This is a genomic window from Salmonella sp. 741265073_HBA, from assembly GCF_046569105.1.
GTDB lineage: Bacteria > Pseudomonadota > Gammaproteobacteria > Enterobacterales > Enterobacteriaceae > Salmonella > Salmonella enterica.
On the sequence record NZ_JBKFRY010000007.1, the window covers coordinates 215,612 to 234,075 of the forward strand.

At 53.0% G+C, this 18,464-nt stretch carries 17 protein-coding genes and 1 pseudogene; 8 read left to right on the top strand and 10 right to left on the bottom strand.

Annotated features, from left to right (window positions below):
- Nucleotides 1–5 precede the first annotated feature (5 nt).
- From citE to citC, 3 genes are read right to left on the bottom strand one after another with little or no spacing between them, the layout of a single operon-like run.
- Nucleotides 6–875 carry a citrate (pro-3S)-lyase subunit beta gene (gene citE, locus ACLD3P_RS12375; protein ID WP_001247811.1) on the bottom strand — a complete coding sequence of 290 codons (870 nt, stop codon included), beginning with the start codon at nt 873–875 and terminating at the stop codon, nt 6–8.
- The gene (gene citD / locus ACLD3P_RS12380; RefSeq protein ID WP_000691461.1) at nt 872–1,165 is read right to left on the bottom strand and encodes a citrate lyase acyl carrier protein; all 294 of its coding nucleotides are present in this window, start codon (nt 1,163–1,165) and stop codon (nt 872–874) included. Before citD ends, citE begins: the two co-directional genes overlap by 4 nt.
- Nucleotides 1,166–1,194: 29 nt before the next feature.
- Nucleotides 1,195–2,238, bottom strand: coding sequence for a [citrate (pro-3S)-lyase] ligase (gene citC, locus ACLD3P_RS12385; RefSeq protein ID WP_411006450.1), 1,044 nt, complete (start codon nt 2,236–2,238; stop codon nt 1,195–1,197).
- A 244-nt stretch (nt 2,239–2,482) separates the two neighbouring features.
- Between citC and citS the strand changes: the two genes are divergently transcribed.
- The 5 genes from citS (at nt 2,483) to ACLD3P_RS12410 (ending at nt 8,071) form a co-directional block, all read left to right on the top strand.
- Nucleotides 2,483–3,823: a citrate/sodium symporter CitS gene (gene citS / locus ACLD3P_RS12390; protein WP_024797394.1), complete on the top strand. Its 1,341-nt coding sequence runs from the start codon at nt 2,483–2,485 to the stop codon at nt 3,821–3,823.
- A gap of 158 nt (nt 3,824–3,981) precedes the next feature.
- Complete coding sequence (locus ACLD3P_RS12395) at nt 3,982–4,221, top strand: oxaloacetate decarboxylase subunit gamma (RefSeq protein WP_001001155.1); 240 nt, start codon at nt 3,982–3,984, stop codon at nt 4,219–4,221.
- A gap of 15 nt (nt 4,222–4,236) precedes the next feature.
- Entirely contained in the window at nt 4,237–6,003 is a 1,767-nt protein-coding gene (gene oadA / locus ACLD3P_RS12400; RefSeq protein ID WP_411006451.1) for an oxaloacetate decarboxylase subunit alpha, read from the top strand.
- A 15-nt stretch (nt 6,004–6,018) separates the two neighbouring features.
- Entirely contained in the window at nt 6,019–7,320 is a 1,302-nt protein-coding gene (locus tag ACLD3P_RS12405) for an oxalacetate decarboxylase subunit beta (RefSeq protein ID WP_131046574.1), read from the top strand.
- A gap of 19 nt (nt 7,321–7,339) precedes the next feature.
- Nucleotides 7,340–8,071, top strand: a complete 732-nt coding sequence (locus tag ACLD3P_RS12410; RefSeq protein WP_000602033.1) for a triphosphoribosyl-dephospho-CoA synthase — start codon at nt 7,340–7,342, stop codon at nt 8,069–8,071.
- Nucleotides 8,072–8,104: 33 nt separating this feature from the next.
- Here the strand turns inward: ACLD3P_RS12410 and degS are convergent, their stop codons facing one another.
- The 3 genes from degS to zapG all read right to left on the bottom strand — a co-directional run bounded on the left by degS (nt 8,105) and on the right by zapG (nt 11,190).
- The gene (gene degS, locus ACLD3P_RS12415) at nt 8,105–9,175 is read right to left on the bottom strand and encodes an outer membrane-stress sensor serine endopeptidase DegS (RefSeq protein ID WP_000497705.1); all 1,071 of its coding nucleotides are present in this window, start codon (nt 9,173–9,175) and stop codon (nt 8,105–8,107) included.
- Between the two features lie 92 nt (nt 9,176–9,267).
- On the bottom strand, nt 9,268–10,635 hold the full coding sequence (gene degQ, locus ACLD3P_RS12420; protein WP_411006452.1) for a serine endoprotease DegQ: 1,368 nt from the start codon (nt 10,633–10,635) through the stop codon (nt 9,268–9,270).
- 156 nt (nt 10,636–10,791) lie between these two features.
- Entirely contained in the window at nt 10,792–11,190 is a 399-nt protein-coding gene (zapG, locus tag ACLD3P_RS12425) for a Z-ring associated protein ZapG (protein ID WP_001519074.1), read from the bottom strand.
- A 192-nt stretch (nt 11,191–11,382) separates the two neighbouring features.
- Here zapG and zapE point away from each other — a divergent pair, with 192 nt between their 5' ends.
- Complete coding sequence (zapE, locus tag ACLD3P_RS12430) at nt 11,383–12,507, top strand: cell division protein ZapE (protein ID WP_316970196.1); 1,125 nt, start codon at nt 11,383–11,385, stop codon at nt 12,505–12,507.
- Between the two features lie 339 nt (nt 12,508–12,846).
- Here zapE and ACLD3P_RS12435 read toward each other — a convergent pair.
- The 4 genes and pseudogenes from ACLD3P_RS12435 to ACLD3P_RS12450 form a co-directional block, all read right to left on the bottom strand.
- Nucleotides 12,847–13,230: pseudogene (locus ACLD3P_RS12435) on the bottom strand (PTS sugar transporter subunit IIA); the annotation flags it as partial.
- Nucleotides 13,217–14,644 (bottom strand): PTS fructose transporter subunit IIC, encoded by a 1,428-nt coding sequence (locus ACLD3P_RS12440; RefSeq protein ID WP_411006704.1) that lies wholly within the window; start codon nt 14,642–14,644, stop codon nt 13,217–13,219. The pseudogene ACLD3P_RS12435 and the gene ACLD3P_RS12440, both read right to left, overlap by 14 nt.
- Before the next feature lie 26 nt (nt 14,645–14,670).
- Nucleotides 14,671–15,585, bottom strand: coding sequence for a 1-phosphofructokinase (gene pfkB, locus ACLD3P_RS12445; RefSeq protein ID WP_001520582.1), 915 nt, complete (start codon nt 15,583–15,585; stop codon nt 14,671–14,673).
- A gap of 10 nt (nt 15,586–15,595) precedes the next feature.
- On the bottom strand, nt 15,596–16,450 hold the full coding sequence (locus tag ACLD3P_RS12450; RefSeq protein WP_000469985.1) for a tagatose bisphosphate family class II aldolase: 855 nt from the start codon (nt 16,448–16,450) through the stop codon (nt 15,596–15,598).
- Between the two features lie 333 nt (nt 16,451–16,783).
- Here ACLD3P_RS12450 and ACLD3P_RS12455 point away from each other — a divergent pair, with 333 nt between their 5' ends.
- Nucleotides 16,784–17,617: a DeoR/GlpR family DNA-binding transcription regulator gene (locus ACLD3P_RS12455; protein ID WP_001118363.1), complete on the top strand. Its 834-nt coding sequence runs from the start codon at nt 16,784–16,786 to the stop codon at nt 17,615–17,617.
- Nucleotides 17,618–17,627: 10 nt separating this feature from the next.
- The coding region (locus ACLD3P_RS12460; protein WP_411006705.1) for a sugar kinase at nt 17,628–18,464 on the top strand (837 nt) is incomplete at its 3' end.

Here is an 18,464-nt window from a genome sequence, read left to right on the forward strand (position 1 = left end):
CTTCCTTAATCACGAATACCGGAAGCCGACAGCGCCACCACTTTGCGCGCGTGGTCGATAATCGGGCCGTCAATCATTTTGCCGTTGAGTGAAACGACGCCCAGACCGCGAGACTCAGCCTCTTCAGCGGCGGCAATCACCTCATACGCATGCTCAACTTCTTTACGTGTCGGAGAATAAGCCTGATGTAACAGCTCAATCTGACGTGGGTTCACTAAGGACTTACCGTTAAAACCAAGCCCTTTCGCCAACTGCACTTCCTTCAGGAAGCCTTCTTCATTATTGATATCCGACCAAACGACATCATAGGCGGCAATACCCGCAACGCGCGCCGCATGCAGCACTGCGCAGCGGGCGTAGAACAGCTCGGTGCCATCGCCCCGGCTGGTACCCATATCCATCACGTAATCAAATGCCGCCAGCGCAATTGCCACCATGCGCGGGCTGGAGGTGGCGATGTCGACGGCATTGACCACGCCTTTCGCTGATTCGATCGCCGCCATCAGCCTGGTACTGCCGACTTCACGTCCACATTCACGTTCGATCCGTTCAACCTGCGCTTCCAGCTCCAGCACATCGTTTTTGCTGTCGGTTTTCGGCAGACGCACGATATCCGCGCCACCACGCACGACGGCCTCAAGATCGGCCAGACCGAACGGCGTGTTCAGTGGATTAATGCGCACCACTTTTTCAACATCCTGATAGAACGGATGTTGAAGCGCGTGATGGACTAAAAGACGGGCGGTATCTTTCTCACGTAATGCTACGGCGTCTTCTAAGTCGAACATCACCGCGTCCGCACCGTAGACAAACGAGGTGCTCAACATGGCCGCATTTGCGCCGGGAATAAACAACATACTGCGACGAGGTCTCATAACGCACTCCATTGAATTTCCGTTTGTTCTGCAGCGCGTAACGCCGCCGCCTGCACTCGGGCGCGTAAAATACACTCCAGCGCGCCTTTGTCATCGACGCTAACCAGCGCGCGTTCAACGCCCAGCTTCGCCAGCGTTTCCCGAACCACCTGCTCAATCGCCGCGCCAAACTGCTGCTTCACCAGACTCTCTAGCTCCAGCCGAATTCCTGGCTCGCTGGATGGACCAATCCTGATCATCACATCGCTGGATTCCAGCGTGCCTGCCAGGGCATCTTTAATGATTTTCATTAGTTATGTTCCTTGTTAACGGTGTTACGTCATATGGTTTCAGTGTGTCTGGCGGCATGCCGCTGCAGATATGCCAGGGTGCCAGCAGGCACCAGCGCGCTTATTGCCGGCCAATTACGTTCGGTATACAGTTTTCTGACGCGAGAGGCGGAAATAGCCGTGCCGTTTTTCTCCACCCGCGCCAGCTCGACGACCTCAATAACCGGGCCGCTGCGCTTCGGATCGTGTAAAATGTCGTGCATTCGCTGGTTATAGGCACAGGTCAGAGGACAAAACGGTTCACTGCCGACAAAACGATGGGTAATCCCCAGCGCTGGAGCCAGATGTTCACGGAAGAGTTGCAGATCGATCTGGCAATGGCAGTCGTCCACAACCCCTTTTTCTTTGAGGAAATAGCCGGGAAACGTCGCACGCGAGATCATATAAGCGGAGCCGGAATGCAACGTGACGTTGTCAATACCCGCGATTCCTTGTTCGATCAGCGCCCAACGGTCGGTATAGGAAAAAAATGAAGCATCTTCTTTGACCACAAACAGATGCAGCCAGTCACAGGCCGCAGCCGCTTGCTCCACCAGATAACGGTGGCCCAAGGTAAACGGATTGGCGTTCATGACGATGGCGCCGATCGTTTTTCCCGGTTGACGATAAAGCGCCAGTTGGCGACAAAAGCGCGCTAACCGTTCACTGCTGTTCTCCATTAACACCGCCAGCTGACCTGCCTGCGCAATGGGCCAAAACCCCGCGCCAGAAAACAGCAACCGATTTTGCGGCTTAGTGAACAGGAAAAGCTCGCTGCGGTTTAACTCGTAGGCCAATGTAAGCAACTCAGTCAGCAGTTTGAGGCTGAGCCCTTCCCCTTGTAAAACCGGGGAAACGGCGATGCATTTCAGTACGTTCCCGGCCAGAGAACCGCACCCGACTATCTCACCCCGCCAATATGCGCATACCGCGATTTCACAATCGTCTTCCAGGGCGAGTCCCTCGCCCTCCAGAAACATGGCGACCGACTCGCGACGCAATACATCCTTTTGCAAATAAATGCGTTTAAATATCAGATTCACTCTATTCAGCATCCGTCAGCAAATAACGCCGCATATTTCGCCAGTGTTTATATTATTCGTCTGGAATAGACATCACACTTTCCCCGCTGCCTTTATGACCTTTATAGTTTTTATTTCTTTAATTAATCAGAGTTAATAAAAACAATTAAATTAATTAAAAACACAACCATTCAGTGAAGATAGTCACATCTCACGGTTCATTGAATTTATTAGTATGCGCAGGTCTTGTTACCCATCAATACACAGGAAAATGTTTATGACCAACATGACCCAGGCTTCGGCTACGGAGAGAAAGGGGGCTAGCGATTTACTCAGATTCAAAATCTTTGGTATGCCGCTACCGCTTTATGCTTTTGCATTAATTACTTTATTACTTTCTCATTTTTATAATGCTATACCTACTGACTTAGTCGGTGGTTTTGCCCTTATGTTTGTGATGGGGGCCATTTTTGGTGAAATCGGCAAACGTTTACCGATCTTCAATAAATATATTGGCGGCGCACCGGTTATGATATTTCTGGTTGCAGCTTATTTTGTCTATGCTGGCATATTTACGCAGAAAGAAATTGATGCGATCAGCAACGTAATGGATAAAAGCAACTTCCTTAACCTGTTTATCGCAGTGTTGATCACAGGCGCTATCCTGTCGGTAAACCGTAAGCTGCTATTAAAATCACTGCTGGGCTATATCCCAACCATCCTCGCCGGGATTGTCGGCGCGTCCCTTTTCGGTATCGTCATTGGTCTGTGCTTCGGTATCCCGGTCGACCGTATCATGATGCTGTACGTTCTGCCGATTATGGGCGGTGGTAACGGCGCGGGCGCCGTGCCTCTGTCTGAAATTTATCACTCGGTTACCGGACGTTCTCGCGAAGAGTACTACTCAACGGCTATCGCCATTCTGACCATCGCAAACATCTTCGCCATTATTTTCGCCGCCCTCCTCGATATGATAGGCAAAAAATACACCTGGCTTAGCGGTGAAGGTGAGTTGGTTCGTAAGGCTTCCTTCAAAACCGAAGATGATGAAAAGGCCGGTCAGATTACCCATCGTGAAACGGCGGTTGGCATGGTGTTATCCACCACTTGCTTCCTGCTGGCCTATGTTGTTGCCAAGAAAATTCTGCCAAGCATCGGCGGCGTCTCTATTCACTACTTCGCCTGGATGGTTCTGATTGTTGCTGCGCTGAACGCATCAGGTCTTTGCTCACCGGAGATTAAAGCCGGGGCGAAACGTCTTTCTGACTTCTTCTCCAAACAACTGCTGTGGGTGCTGATGGTAGGTGTAGGTGTTTGCTACACCGATCTGCAAGAGATCATCGATGCCCTGACGTTCGCGAACGTCGTTATCGCCGCGATCATCGTGGTCGGCGCAGTCGTTGGCGCAGCTATCGGGGGCTGGTTGATTGGCTTCTACCCGATTGAATCATCCATTACTGCGGGTCTTTGTATGGCCAACCGCGGCGGCTCCGGCGATCTGGAAGTGCTCTCCGCCTGTAACCGTATGAATCTCATTTCATATGCACAAATTTCCTCTCGTCTGGGCGGCGGTATTGTGCTGGTTATCGCCAGCATCGTGTTCAGCATGATGGTGTAAAAAAACGCACGGCGGTGTCTTTGCCGCAAACGACCTGGAGAAAAGTAGAGGCCAAAGCCAGAGGTGGCCAAGGGAAATCCACTCTACTCCTTAGCCGGATTCACCAGGAAGGTTGTCGTCAAGGCCACCGTCGTGCCTCTCATTATGGAAAATGATTCATGAATGAAGCTGTACTACTGGGTGAAGGTTTCACCCTGATGTTTTTAGGGATGGGGTTCGTACTGAGCTTTCTGTTCCTGCTCATCTTTGCCATTCGCGGCATGTCTGCCGTGATTACTCGCTTCTTCCCGGAACCCGTCGCCGCGCCCGCACCGCGCGCCGTTCCCGTCGTGGACGACTTCACCCGCTTAAAGCCGGTGATTGCCGCCGCCATTCACCATCACCGCCTTAACGCTTAATTTCCGGAGGGATCCATGACCATTGCCATTACCGACGTCGTCCTGCGTGACGCCCACCAGTCCCTTTTCGCCACCCGCCTGCGTCTTGACGATATGCTGCCGATTGCCGCTCAGCTCGACGACGTGGGCTACGGCTCGCTGGAGTGCTGGGGCGGCGCCACCTTTGACGCCTGCATCCGTTTTCTCGGCGAGGACCCGTGGGTCCGCCTGCGCGAGCTTAAAAAGGCCATGCCCAAAACCCCCCTGCAGATGTTGCTGCGCGGCCAGAACCTGCTCGGCTACCGCCACTACGCCGATGACGTGGTGGAACGCTTCGTCGAACGCGCGGTGAAAAACGGCATGGACGTGTTCCGCGTCTTCGATGCCATGAACGACCCGCGCAATATGAAAGCCGCACTGCAGGCGGTGCGCAGCCACGGCGCGCACGCCCAGGGCACGCTCTCCTACACCACCAGCCCGGCCCACACCCTGCAGACCTGGCTGGATTTAACGGAGCAACTGCTGGAAACCGGCGTTGACTCGATTGCCATCAAGGATATGTCCGGCATTCTCACGCCGATGGCGGCGTATGAGCTGGTCAGCGAAATCAAAAAACGTTTTGAGGTGCGCCTGCACCTGCACTGTCACGCCACCACCGGGATGGCAGAGATGGCGCTGCTGAAAGCCATCGAGGCGGGCGTTGACGGCGTGGACACGGCGATTTCCTCCATGAGCGCCACCTACGGCCACCCGGCCACCGAAGCGCTGGTGGCGACGCTTGCCGGTACTGAGCATGACACCGGTCTGGATATCCTGAAGCTGGAGAGCATCGCCGCGTACTTCCGCGAGGTGCGCAAAAAGTATCACGCCTTTGAAGGCCAGCTGAAGGGCTACGACAGCCGTATTCTGGTGGCCCAGGTGCCGGGCGGAATGCTCACTAACCTCGAAAGCCAGCTGAAGCAGCAGAACGCGGCGGACAAACTCGACCAGGTGCTGGCGGAAATCCCCCGCGTGCGCGAGGACCTCGGCTTTATCCCGCTGGTGACCCCGACCTCGCAGATTGTCGGCACCCAGGCGGTGCTCAACGTCCTGACCGGCGAACGCTACAAAACCATCGCCAAAGAGACCGCCGGCATTCTGAAAGGCGAATACGGCCACACTCCGGTGCCGGTCAACGCCGCGCTACAGGCCCGCGTGCTGGAAGGGGGCGCTCCGGTGACCTGCCGCCCGGCGGACCTGCTGAAGCCGGAGCTGGCTGAACTGGAAGCCGACGTCAGGCGCCTGGCGCAGGAGAAGGGCATTCAGCTTGCGGGAAACGCCATCGACGACGTCCTCACCGTGGCGCTGTTCCCGCAGATTGGTCTCAAATTCCTTGAGAACCGCCACAACCCGGCGGCGTTTGAGCCACTGCCGCAGGCGGAAAGCACGAAACCGGCCCCGGCGGCAAAACCCGCCGCTTCCGGTATCTACACCGTCGAAGTAGAGGGCAAAGCCTTTGTGGTGAAGGTCAGCGACGGTGGCGATATCAGCCAGCTGACTGCTGCCGTTCCTGCTGCCTCTTCTGCTCCTGCCACCGCCCCGGCAGGCGCCGGCACCCCGGTCACCGCGCCGCTGGCGGGCAACATCTGGAAGGTGATTGCCACTGAAGGCCAGAGCGTGGCCGAAGGCGACGTGCTGCTGATTCTGGAAGCCATGAAGATGGAGACCGAAATCCGCGCCGCGCAGGCCGGGACGGTACGCGGTATTGCGGTGAAGTCCGGGGACGCGGTTTCCGTCGGCGACACCCTGATGACGCTTGCGTAAGGACGAGGAGCGGAAATGGAAAGTCTGAACGCCCTGCTTCAGGGCATGGGGCTGATGCACCTTGGCGCAGGCCAGGCCATCATGCTGCTGGTCAGCCTGCTGCTGCTGTGGCTGGCGATAGCGAAGAAGTTCGAGCCGTTGTTGCTGCTGCCGATTGGCTTCGGCGGGCTGCTCTCCAACATCCCGGAAGCGGGCATGGCGCTGACCGCGCTGGAAAGCCTGCTGGCGCACCACGACGCCGGGCAGCTGGCGGTGATTGCCGCGAAGCTCAACTGCGCGCCGGACGTGCACGCCATTAAAGAGGCATTAGCGCTGGCCCTGCCGTCGGTGCAGAGCCAGATGGAGAACCTGGCGGTGGACATGGGCTACACGCCGGGGGTGCTGGCGCTGTTCTATAAAGTGGCGATTGGCTCCGGCGTCGCGCCGCTGGTCATCTTTATGGGCGTGGGCGCGATGACCGACTTTGGCCCGCTGCTGGCCAACCCGCGCACCCTGCTGCTGGGGGCGGCGGCGCAGTTCGGCATCTTCGCTACGGTGCTCGGGGCGCTGACGCTGAACTACTTCGGCCTGATTTCCTTCACCCTGCCGCAGGCGGCGGCGATAGGCATTATCGGCGGCGCGGACGGTCCGACGGCCATTTACCTGTCGGGCAAGCTGGCGCCGGAGCTGCTGGGGGCCATTGCGGTGGCGGCGTACTCGTATATGGCGCTGGTGCCGTTAATCCAGCCGCCGATTATGAAGGCGCTGACCACGGAGACGGAGCGGAAAATCCGCATGGTGCAGCTGCGCACCATCAGCAAGCGGGAAAAAATCCTCTTCCCGGTGGTGCTGCTCATGCTGGTGGCCCTGCTGCTGCCGGACGCCGCGCCGCTGCTGGGGATGTTCTGCTTTGGCAACCTGATGCGCGAAAGCGGCGTGGTGGAGCGTCTGAGCGACACGGTACAGAACGGGCTGATTAATATCGTCACCATTTTCCTGGGGCTTTCCGTTGGCGCCAAGCTGGTGGCGGACAAGTTCCTGCAGCCGCAGACGCTGGGCATTCTGCTGCTGGGGGTGATTGCCTTTGGTATCGGGACGGCGGCCGGGGTGCTGATGGCGAAGCTGCTGAACCTGTGCAGTAAGAACAAAATCAACCCGCTTATCGGTTCGGCGGGGGTGTCGGCGGTGCCGATGGCTGCACGGGTGTCGAACAAAGTGGGGCTGGAATCGGACCCGCAGAACTTCCTGCTGATGCACGCGATGGGCCCGAACGTGGCCGGGGTGATTGGCTCGGCGATAGCCGCGGGCGTGATGCTCAAGTACGTGCTGGCAATGTAATCCAATCTAATCGGGAGCAGTGATTCTGCTCCCGCAAAATGAGGACACAGTAATGAGTGAAATGGTTGCGTTTCGGCAAGGTACATCCATGCCATCCAGAGAAACCATCTTGCGTTATGTTGTTGAGACGGTGAATCAGATAACTGAGCTTGAGCCAGCGCTGCATTTGCTGCCGTGGTCTGGCGTCAACTCAGCAATATATGAGCAACGTTTTGCACAGTGTTACGACGAGGGGCTTTGTGCCGCACAGACGTCGGCACCGAATGTTCCGCAGGGGATTCTGCCATCAACCGATTGGGCTCAGGGGATCGGGTTACTCTGTTTTGCCGCAGGGTATATGAGCGCAGGCGAGCGGCCATTAACACACAATCAGTTATGCGATTTCGTCAAACAGGCGGCTGTTGGTTTATCGCCGATTGAGGAGGAAGCGGCGAGCGGTTTCTCGACGGTACGTAGTATTGCATTACCCGTATTCAGGCGATTACAACGCGATGGTCACGCGTCTCGGATCCTGCTGTTACAAACGTTGCTGCATCTGGTCGCCTGGAAAAGCGCATCGCAGTATGCGCGTCAACAGGCGCAACGACTGCTCTGGATGGGTGGCATTCTGGGGGAAGGGGGCGAGTCTGGCTTATTGGCACTCGATAAGGCGCTGCGTGAAGAGGCCGTCGGGGAGAAAAGTCTCCCCGCTCTGCTGATCTTCACGAGTTTCCTGGCGCATTTTCCGGCAGGGCCAGTCTTTATTGACTAGCCGTCGAACGACGCGGGCAAAAGCAGCGTCGTTTTAGTTCGACGCCGGGTATTCCTGCACTGTCACCTGGAACGTGAGCTGCTTATCATCCCGCATTACCACGACCGGAATGACGGAGCCCGGGCGGATTTCCGCCACCTGATCCATCGTCTCCAGCGCGGACACGGCGGGTTTATTATTGACCGAAATAATCAAATCATTAACCTGAATACCGGCAAGCGCGGCGGGGCCGTTTGGCGTCACTTCATTAACGACAATGCCCTGAATCGGGTCCATGCCGCTACCCTGCTGCGCGTGCAGCGGCGCGATTTCTCGTCCGCCAATACCGATATAGCCGCGAATCACGCGACCGTCGCGGATAAGCTTATCCATAATTTTCGTGGCTAGCTGGAAAGGAATCGCAAAACCAAGGCCTTCCGGCGTTTCGCCATCGTTACTCTTATCAAAAGAGAGGGTGTTGATCCCCATCAGTTCGCCTAACGAGTTGACCAGCGCGCCGCCGGAATTACCGTGGTTAATCGAGGCGTCGGTCTGGAGAAAATTCTGTCGCCCCGTCGGGTTCAGGCCGATACGACCCGTTGCGCTGATGATCCCCTGGGTGATGGTCTGTCCCAGATTATATGGGTTGCCGATAGCCAGTACGACGTCGCCAATATGCGGTGTACGCTTTGTATTAATCGGGATGGTAGGCAGCCCGCCAGTGGCGTTGATCTTCAGCACCGCCAGATCGGTAAGCGAATCGGAGCCAACCAGTAGCGCTTCAAAGACGCGGCCATCCTGTAGCGCGACGATAATCTGATCGGCATCGTTAATCACGTGCTTGTTGGTAATAATATAACCGCGTTGATCCATGATCACGCCGGAACCCAGCGTGCGGATCTCCAGTTGATTATGCGCGGTACTGTTCATACTGCGGTTATAGACGTTGACGACGGCAGGCGCGGCGCGGCGAACCGCAAAATTATAACTGGCTGGCGTCTCATCGGTACTGTCGAATTGCGGGACGGCGATAGGATTAATTTTGCGCAAAGAAGGCATGACGGCCAACAGAATAGCGCCGACAATTAAACCTATTGCGACCGAACGTAAGAGCTTCACAAACATGATGGAGGCGTCGTTAAAAAAGGGAACGGCAGCAGCATACCATGAGTTAACCGGACATCACATCGCAGGCTGATGCCCGGTTTAAGACAGGATTAGCGCAGCAATAGATAAATGTTCTCGTTGCCGCGTACTACCTGAAGAGCAATGATGGACGGTTTTGCCGCCATCACTTTGCGCATTTCGGCGATAGAACTGATACGATCGCGGTTAACGCCGATGATAACATCATCTTTTTGCAAACCGGCCTGCGCGGCAGGACTGCTTTTTTCGACGCTATCAACCTTAACGCCTTTCGTCCCGTCTTTCAGCTGGTCGTCGCTCAACGTCGCGCCTTGCAACGCCGGGGCGATCATTTCGGCGCTGGCGGAAGAAGAGGTATTGGAATCCAGCGTGACTTCCACCTCCAGCGGCTTACCATCGCGCAGCAGGCCCAGCTTCACTTTCGTGCCCGGTTCGGTGGTGGCGATACGTGAACGCAGTTCGGCAAAGCTATTCAGCGGCTTACCGTTAAGACTGATAATCACGTCTCCGGATTTCACCCCGGCCTTCGCCGAACCTGAATTGGGTAAAACCTCGCTGACAAAAGCGCCACGCTGAACGTTCAGTTTGAATGCCTTGGCGATATCAGCGGTCATTTCAGTGCCTTTAATTCCCAGCAATCCGCGTTTGATTTCGCCGAACTGAATCAACTGCTGCGCCAGCGTCTGCGCCATATTGGAAGGAATAGCAAAGCCAATGCCGATACTCCCGCCACCTGGCGCGAGGATCGCGGTATTAATCCCGATCAGCTCGCCGTTCAGGTTAAGCAGCGCACCGCCGGAGTTGCCGCGGTTAATAGAGGCATCGGTTTGAATAAAGTTCTCAAGCCCTTCCAGATTAAGCCCGCTGCGTCCCAGCGCTGAAATAATCCCGGAGGTGGCGGTTTGCCCAAGACCAAACGGATTACCGACCGCTACGGCGAAATCGCCGACGCGGAGTTTGTCGGAATCGGCGATGGCAATTTGCGTTAACTTGCTGGGGTTCTGAATTTGTAACAGAGCGATATCGCTCTGGTCGTCGCCGCCGATCAGCTTCGCGTCGAATTCGCGTCCGTCATTCAGTTGAATACTGATCTTCTGTGCCTGATTAATCACATGATTATTGGTTAATACATAGCCTTTCGCGGCATCGATAATCACCCCCGAACCGAGTCCTTCAAACGGCTGGGACGGCTGGTCTGGCAGATCCTCGCCAAAGAATTTTTTAAACTCCTCCGGCACTTTTTGGCTCTGGGCGGCGGTTCCCTCGACTTTTACGCTGACGACAGCAGGCAGCACTTTCTCCAGCATAGGGGCAAGGCTTGGCAGCGTCGCCTGGCCTGGCACCTGGCCTGGTATCGATGCAAGGGCTGGAAACGGCGCCGAAAGAGTTAACCCGACACTTAACGCTAATGCACTTAACAGCTGGGTGTGTTTTTTCATGGATGCTGCTCTCGTACCTTGGATGAACGGATAGACAATTCAAAACAGATTGATGTTATTGAATTTTCAGCCTGGTAACAATGATAATAGCTGGGACAGGAAAGATAGAGAGAGGGCGCAAGCGATGCGCCCGATAAATTTCTTAACGGCGTGCGATTAATCGCGCTTTGCGCCGCTACGTAACAGGCCAGACGCGCCTTCAGAATAATCACGTGGCATTTGTACTGGCGCCTGATCGTTGCTCGCCTCAGACTCCGCCAGACGGTTACGGAACGGATTCGACTCCGCAGACATTTCCGGCAGCAGGCTGCTGGAGCTTTTCGCCATATGCTGATACAGCTGGCGGTAATCATGCGCCATGGTATCCAGCAGTTCCGCGCTGCGGGCAAAGTGGCTAACCAGCTCTTCACGGTACTCTTCCAGCTCAGCTTTGTTTTTTTCCAGTTCGTACTGCAATGCCTGCTGTTGACGTAACTTACGATTACCAAAACGCATGGCCACGGCACCAATGATGATACCGACGACTAATCCAATTAGCGCATATTCCCAGGTCATGAACATCTCCCGTTGTCTTATGTTTCCGTAGGGTGTTGGCTCCAGGCTCCATGCCCGCGCCTGATTATGCCACTATAACCGCTAATTCCGTAGAAGTGGAATCCCGACAGCATATCGCGTAGTGTAGAACGGCCTTTTTTTCGTCAGCCGTGAACGACGGCACATCGATTTTCAAGGAATAACAATAACATTATGCAAAGCCTTTCCCCTACATCGCGTTATCTCCAGGCACTCAACGAAGGCACCCATCAGCCTGACGACGTACAGAAAGAGGCGGTCGACCGTCTGGAAACCCTTTATCAGGCGCTCACCGCGAAAAAATCGTCGGCTACGCTACCCGGCGGTCTGATAGCGCGACTGGGGAAATTATTAGGCAAAAACGAACCGGACGCGCAAATACCGGTTCGCGGGCTGTATATGTGGGGGGGCGTGGGGCGCGGCAAAACATGGCTCATGGATCTCTTCTACCACAGCCTGCCGGGCGAGCGAAAACTACGTCTGCATTTTCATCGGTTTATGCTGCGCGTGCATGAAGAACTTACCGCGTTACAGGGACAGATCGATCCGTTAGACATTATTGCCGATCGGTTTAAAACCGAGACGGACGTACTGTGTTTCGATGAGTTTTTCGTCACCGATATTACCGACGCCATGCTGCTGGGCGGTTTAATGAAAGCGCTTTTTGCACGCGGCATTACGCTGGTCGCGACCTCCAATATTCCGCCGGATGAACTCTACCGCAACGGTTTGCAACGCGCCCGCTTCCTGCCGGCTATCGATGCCATTAAACAGCACTGCGACATTATGAATGTGGACGCCGGCGTCGATTACCGACTGCGGACGCTGACGCAGGCCCATTTATGGCTAACGCCGCTTAATGATGAAACCCGGCGGCAAATGGATAAACTGTGGCTGGCGTTAGCGGGGGCCGCGCGCGAGCACGCTCCGACGCTGGAAATCAATCATCGCCCTTTATCCACCCTGGGCGTTGAAAACCAAACGCTAGCGGTCTCTTTCGCTACGCTGTGCGTCGAGGCCCGCAGCCAGCATGATTACATTGCGCTCTCAAGGTTATTTCACACGGTTCTGCTGTTTGACGTGCCTGTCATGACGCCGCTGATGGAGAACGAAGCGCGCCGCTTTATTGCGCTGGTGGATGAGTTTTACGAGCGCCACGTTAAGCTGGTGGTCAGCGCCGCCGCGCCGTTATATGAGATTTATCAGGGGGAGCGCCTCAAGTTTGAATTTCAGCGCTGTCTGTCACGCCTGCAAGAGATGCAGAGTGCGGAGTATCTCAAGCGGGAGCATATGCCGTAAGCCGGACAAGCGCAGCGCCCCGGCATTGTGCGGTATCATATCTGTGCAACCTCCCCTACCGGAGGGTGAACCAGGCCTGAATAAAACCCGCGGCAAATCGCAAAAAGGGGTCGATCTTTGACCTGGACTTCTCTATAATCCTGCGACCCCACGTTACAAGAGAGTTTTTTCCCAAACTTTCTCTGTGCCGGCCAAACATATCCGAGGGGGTAGGTTTACCGGACTTTGTCGTGTGAACCTCAACTATTTAAAACGTTTGGGTGTTCACCAACGTGTAACTTATTTATTTGGGTAAGCTTTTAATGAAAACTTTTACAGCTAAACCAGAAACCGTAAAACGGCTTTAGCCAGTGCTTGCAGAATAGCGTCATCGCTGAGCACGCGAGTCAGTTGGCGCAAAATCTCAAGATGTTCATTGGAGCGCGCGGCAATTCCGGTGACCAGATACGCGGTATTGCCGTCACCCCAGTCAACGCCGTGGCGAAAAACGATTACCTTTACACCGGTTTGTAATACCGCATCGCGAGATTCTGGCGTACCGTGTGGGATCGCGATTCCATTTCCCAGATAAGTGGTAATCTGTGCTTCGCGATCCTACATGCCGCGTAAATAGTCAGGCGTGGTATTGCCAGCCGCAGATAACTTTTCCACCACACGGTGCAGAGCGGTGACTTTATCGAGGCGCTCATCGCTGATAAAAATATCGTGTTCACAGAGCTGCATTCTGACCTCCAGCCTTTGCTACAGGAGTTGTGTTGACTGAATTTTTGCGCACAGCCCACAATCTCCATAGGCCAAGCATCACCGCACCACATGCAGAGCCCGCAAGGATACATAACACCCAGACCAGCGGCTGACTCACCAAAGGTAAAATTAAGAAGCCGCCGTGAGGAGCCGGAACCTGAATACGCAAGCTGTAGCTAAGTACTGCGGAAATGCTGGAAGCAATCATCATCATCGGGATGACACGCAAAGGATCTTTCGCTGCGAAAGGAATCGCGCCTTCAGTGATGTGTGTACAACCGAGGATATAGTTAACCATGCCTGCGGCACGTTCTTCCTCGCTAAAACCTTTTGGAAAGAAGGTGGTCGCCAGAGCAATTACCAGTGGTGGAGTAATACATGCGGCAGACACACCAGCCATAAAGTAGAAGTTGCCTTGGCCCAGTAAAAGCGTGCCGGTGACATAAGCGGCTTTGTTTACCGGGCCGCCAAAGTCAAAGGAGCACATTGCACCCACCACAATACCCAGCAATATTGGATTCGCTTCCTGTAGCGATGCCAGCCAGTTCATCATGCTATTATTGATAGCTGCGACAGGTTGCCCAAGCAGCGACATCAACACGCCAATAACCAGTACGCCAATGAGCGGCATAATAAAAATCGATTTCAGGCCTTCATACTGACGCGGTAAGCCTTCGAGTCGATTCTTTACCCATAACATCAGGTAACCGGCGGCGAATCCGGCAATTATCCCACCAAGAAATCCTGCGCCGGTAGCATTTGCCAGTAAGCCGCCGACAAATCCAGCCACCATCCCTGGTCTGCCAGAAATAGAGAATGCAATATAAGCGGTAAAGACCGGAACCATAATCGAAAAGGCTTGCTGACCGATTTTCATTAGCATTGCGGCGGTTGCATTGTATTCAGCTGAATTAGGATCAGCGGAATAAATCCCCCATAAAAACGACACCGCAATTAATATGCCTCCGGCAACTACAAAAGGTAGCATATTTGAAACACCACTCATCAGGTGCTTATAAATTTGTCGCCCCAGTGATTCTTTTTCGATAATTTCCGTGCTGGTGGTTGATTCGCCTTTACGTATTGGGGCTTCACCATTAATAACTTTGTTAATCAGCTCCGCAGGATGATGGATTGCTTCTTTTACCGGTACTTCAATAACCGGTAAACCATTAAAGCGATCAGGTAAGACATCTTTATCCGCCGCAATAATGACTCCGGCAATATCTACCAGATCAGCAGGTTGAATAGCATTTTCAACGCCACTGGCACCATTGGTTTCAACTTTTATTTCAACAGATAATTTTTTCGCGGCATTTTTTAAGGCTTCTTCAGCCATAAATGTATGCGCAATACCGGTAGGGCAGCCGGTCACTGCAATGATCTTTTTCATAAGCAGACCTTATATTGTAATTTAACCTACAGCTTTCTGACGTGGATTTGCGAAAGTAAGGTTTCTATTGCCGCAAGTTGGCCTAGTCCGGCAGAACTTGCGACATCAGCTCCTGTTGCACTGGCAAGAGATAAGGCATATTCCACTTCTCCTGTAGATAACCACTGGCTGAGAAAGGCGGCCAGTGCAGCATCGCCTGCACAGGCGGAGCTCACCAAATCAACCGTTGGCGCGCTACAAAACCAGTAATCAATCCCATTGGAGAAATACATTCCTTTAGCGCCAAGGGTTAGCAGAACATTTTGTGCACCAAGTGCATGTAAAGTGGTTAGAGTATTTTTCGCATCATTGTCGTCAGAGACAGTTAAACCGAATATTGCTTTAACCTCTTCATCATTTGGTTTAATTAATAACGGTTTGAACTCCAGTAACTGACGTAATGACGGATGACTAATATCTAAAATTACGCCGATATTTTTTTGCTGACAAATATGCATGATTTCTGCGTAAAAGCGGCTTTCAATACCTTGTGGCAGGCTGCCGCTTATCACCAGATAGTCTGCATCGGGCAGTTGCGAAATAATCGTGATAATTTGTTGTTTACATTCATCTGGAATATATGAGCCAGGGTTGACCAGTTTATATTCCTGCTTACCGTCATGAATGAAAATATTAATCCGCGTGGGTTCTTCTACCCATGCTGGTGTGACTGGCATTTTTCGGGTACGCAGGCTTTCTACAATATAATGCCCGGTGAAACCACCAAAAATGCCTAATATATGCGCAGGTATTTGAAAGTGATCCAGAACCAGCGCAACATTTACCCCTTTACCATTTGGGCAAAACTCGGTGTGGTGAGTGCGATTGACAATATTTGGCTGTAAAGGATCGCTAAATATATTCATATCAATCGCGCTATTAAGTGTTAGCGTGTAGATCACAGGCGATTCCTCACAGTTGCCCTTCACAGCCGCAAACATGAATTACTTTGCGTACCACCTCTTTCATCGCCTGTTTTGCTGGTTGCATATAGTGGCGGGGATCATTGGCTTTCGGGTTTTGTAGGAAATACTCTTTTAAGGCGTCGGAGAAGGCGATTTTCAGTTCGGTGGCAACATTGACTTTGCATACCCCAAGGCTGATGGCCTGGCGAATATCGCTTTCCGGCAAACCAGATGCCCCATGCAATACCAGAGGGATATCCACCAGAGCGCGTATTTCTGCCAGTCGCTCAAAATCAAGTTTAGGTTCAGCGGCATACATGCCGTGTGCCGTGCCGATAGCAACCGCCAGCGAATCAATGCCGGTGCGCGCCACAAACTCACGTGCTTGCTGTGGATTGGTGTAAAGGGCATCTTTGCTGTCTACCACTAAATCATCTTCGATCCCACCAAGGCGGCCCAGTTCTGCCTCCACGCTGGTGTCGTAGCGATGGCAAAAATCGACCACGCTTTTCACCAGCGCCACATTCTCTTCAAAGGGAAAGTGGGAACCATCGATCATGACTGAACGGATCCCTGCCATAACTTTGCTTTCAATATCGGCTAACGATTCATGATGATCCAGATGAATGGCCAGTGGCAGATTGTATTCACGAGCCAGATCGCCCGCGATCGCCACAATGTTACCCATTCCGGCATAGCTAAACGTGCCTGGTGTTCCGGCAACGATCAGCGGTGAGCGCATTTCTGCGGCGGTTTCTACCACCACCTGCAAGGTTTCCAGGTTATGGATGTTAAAGGCTGGCACGGCATAGCCTGCATGCTGGGCCTTCTGGAGCATATTTTTACTGGAAATAATGAACATAGTGGTCTCCGTTTATAACTTTCGAAATTAAAGTTTAAAATAAAAATAACCTTCGTTTTGAAAGTAATGTAACGATCATTGCCACACATGATTGTGATCATCAACACAAAAGCAGGATAATTTTTCTTAAATGAAAGAAAAAGTGTGGATTTAAATTTTGTTTTGTAAGTAAATGGAAGATATGAAAATTCTATAATTACTTGATTTTATTGTGATGTTTTCCATTGAGCATTCGGTGACGTGGTGCAAAATTGACATCCCCTGTCAGAAGTTTAAAAATGAAAGTTAAAGCACGGGATAACTTCCCGACGAAGCGGAAAAAAAGGGTATGTTGTGGCAAAACCATCTACCAGCCTGTTGAAAAGGCGTCTGGACATTGCCGAAATCGTCCGTAAAAACGGCGAAATAAAAGTAGACGATTTGGCTGAAATGTTATCGGTTTCAGGGGTAACGATCCGTAATGATCTCAATTACCTGGAGCAGCAAGGCTATCTGAAACGCTCCTTTGGCGGAGCGATTTACACGGCCCAACCCGTCAGAGCAGCGGTAAGCCATGAAGTGGTGCAGTCGCAGGCGTTAGAGCATAGCGTAGAGCTTGAACTGGCTAAGCAAGTTGCCCGTCTGGTCTGCGACGACGATACCGTGTTTCTGGGGGCCGGAGAGGTGTTGCGTAAAGCGCTTCCTTTCCTGGGCGATTATCGGGATCTGTGCCTTATCATCAACGATCTTAGCCATGTTGCACCGGCCCGTGATTATATCGATGGTGAAATTGTGTTGTTGGGCGGTGTACTGGGGCATAGTGGTCAGGCGTTGGGGGGCGAAATCGCCATCCAATCTTTGCAACAATTTCAACCGTCATGTTGTCTGGTGATGGTGGACCATATCAGCGAGGATGGCACGCTCAACGTGAAAAACGAAAGTGCAGCTGCTTTGCTAAGTGAATGCCTGCGCCTTAGTGGACAGAGTATTGCCGTGGTGGCGCAGCGTCCGATTCATGATGTGGCGCGTTATCCGGTAGGAAAACTGAATACGCTGAGCGCGATTATTACGCCACAGATTGTCGCCGCTGAGTACCACTCACGGTTTCTGGCCGACGGCTTAACCAACAGCTATACCAATAACGAATGTCTGACCTGGATAAACCCGACCCTGCATCAGGCAAGATGAAGGACAACGCATGAACATAACAATCGCAACATTGGGTGAATTGCTCGTCGAGTTTCTGGCAAAAAAAGAGAACCAGGGATTTTCCTCACCGGGGGAATTTTGGGGGCCGTATCCCAGTGGGGCGCCTGCCATATTTGCCGATCAGGTTGCTAAACTTGGTTTTCGTTCATTGTTGTTTAGCTGTGTTGGCAACGATGCCTTTGGCGTTATGAATATTACCCGATTGTCGCGCGATGGCGTAAATGTACAGGGAATTTCCGTACTGCCGAACGCCACAACAGGTAGTGCTTTTGTCAGCTACCGAAGCCAGGCCCAGCGAGATTTTATTTTCAACATGCCGGACAGTGCGTGCGGTTTGCTGAGTGCCGACCACCTTGATGAAACATTACTCAGGCAATATCGCCACTTTCATATTATGGGATCGTCATTATTTTCCTTTCGTTTGATCGATGCCGTACGCAAGGCGATTAGCATTGTAAAAGAAAATGGTGGCACAATTTCTTTCGATCCTAATATCCGTAAAGAGATGCTAAAGATCCGCGAAATGTCGCAGGCCTTTGAATATATTCTTGATTACACGGATTTCTTCCTGCCAAGCGATGGCGAACTGGATTATTTCGGCCTGAGCAAATCCCGCGATGAAGAGAAAATTGTCGCAAGGCTTCACAAGCGTGGAATTGCCCATGTCATCATTAAACGTGGCGCCCGTGGAGCCAGTTACTATTCAAAAGACGAACAACATCATGTGGCTGGGTATCCGGTGAAGGTGGTTGATCCTACAGGCGCTGGCGATTGCTTTGGCGCAACCTTTGTCAGCCTGTTTCTTGCGGGATATTCCGTACCCGAT